The 1462-nt window shown below is 69.6% G+C and carries 2 protein-coding genes; both read right to left on the bottom strand.

The features are described from left to right. Window positions 1-872, bottom strand: an 872-nt coding sequence (locus ACFUK0_RS40180; RefSeq protein ID WP_380259046.1) for a family 1 glycosylhydrolase, incomplete at its 3' end; no start/stop codon positions are given. Window positions 873-892: 20 nt separating this feature from the next. Then, on the bottom strand, window positions 893-1462 hold a 570-nt coding region (locus ACFUK0_RS40175), incomplete at its 5' end, for a carbohydrate ABC transporter permease (protein WP_380259044.1).

Raw genomic sequence — 1462 nt, 5'->3', positions numbered from 1 at the left:
AGGCCGATCCAGTCGAGGGGGGCGCTGATGAGTTCCATGTCGCCGCTCTGGACGGGCAGTTCGACGCCGTAGAGGTCGAGCATGTCCTGGGGGTAGCCGCGGCCGAGGACGGGGTCGAGCCACCAGCGGTTGATGTGGCCGTCGGCGTACTGGGCGGCGAGGCGGTCGCTGTCGCTGTCGGTGGCGGGGTGGACGGGGCTGAGGTTGTTGACGATGCCGATGCTGGCGTTGGGGATCGCCGCGCGCAGGGCCTGGACGGCGAGGCCGTGGCCCAGGTGCAGGTGGTAGGAGGTGCGGACGGCGGCGGTGAGGTCCTTGACGCCGGGTGCCATGTTGCCGTCGAGGTGGCCGATCCAGGCGGAGCAGAGCGGCTCGTTGAGGGTGGCCCAGTTGGTGATGCGGTCGCCGAGGGCGCCGGCGACGACGTGGGCGTACTCGCCGAAGCGTTCGGCGGTCTCGCGCACGGGCCAGCCGCCGCGGTCCTGCTGGGCCTGGGGGAGGTCCCAGTGGTAGAGGGTGGGGAAGGGGGTGATGCCCTTTTCGAGGAGGGTGTCGGTGAGGCGGTCGTAGAAGTCGAGGCCGGCCTGGTTGATGCGGCCGTCGGCGTGGGGGATGACGCGGGGCCAGGCGATGGAGAAGCGGTAGGCGTCGAGGCCGAGGTTGCCGGCTATGGCGAGGTCTTCGGGCCAGCGGTGGTAGTGGTCGCAGGCCACGTCGCCGGTGTCGCCGTTGTCGACCTTGCCGGGGGTGTGGGAGAAGGTGTCCCAGATGGAGGGGGCGCGGCCGTCCTCCTCGACGGCTCCCTCGATCTGGTAGGCGGCGGTGGCGGCGCCCCAGAGGAAGTCGTCGGGGAGTGCGCTGAGGTCGTTCACGGAGAGCCTTTCAGGGGTGGTCACTTGACGGCTCCGGCGGTGAGGCCGGCGACCAGGTAGCGCTGCAGGAGGAGGAATCCGGCGACGACGGGGATGCTGACCACGAGGGAGGCGGCCATCACCTGGTTCCAGTAGACGTTGTTCTGGGTGGCGTAGCCCTGGAGGCCGACGGCGAGGGTGCGGGTGCTCTGGTTGGTCATCACCGAGGCGAAGAGGACCTCGCCCCAGGCGGTCATGAAGGCGTAGACGGAGACGGCGACGATGCCGGGGACGGCGGCGGGGACGACGATCTTGAGGAGGGTGCGCAGGGGTCCGCAGCCGTCGACGGCGGCGGCCTCGTCGAGGTCGCGGGGGATGGAGTCGAAGTAGCCGACGAGCATCCAGATGGAGAAGGGGAGGGAGAAGGTGAGGTAGGTGAGGATGAGGCCGCCGCGGCTGCCGAGCAGGGCGATGCCGGTGCTGTTGCCGATGTTCACGAAGATGAGGAACAGCGGGAGCAGGAACAGGATGCCGGGGAACATCTGGGTGGAGAGGACCGTGACGGTGAACAGCTTGCGTCCGCGGAAGCGGTAGCGGCTGACGGCGTAGGC

The organism is Kitasatospora sp. NPDC057223, assembly GCF_042669755.1.
Taxonomy (GTDB): Bacteria; Actinomycetota; Actinomycetes; order Streptomycetales; family Streptomycetaceae; genus Kitasatospora.
The sequence above is the reverse complement of the archived record's forward strand: the minus strand, read 5'-3'. Positions and strand labels throughout refer to the sequence as shown.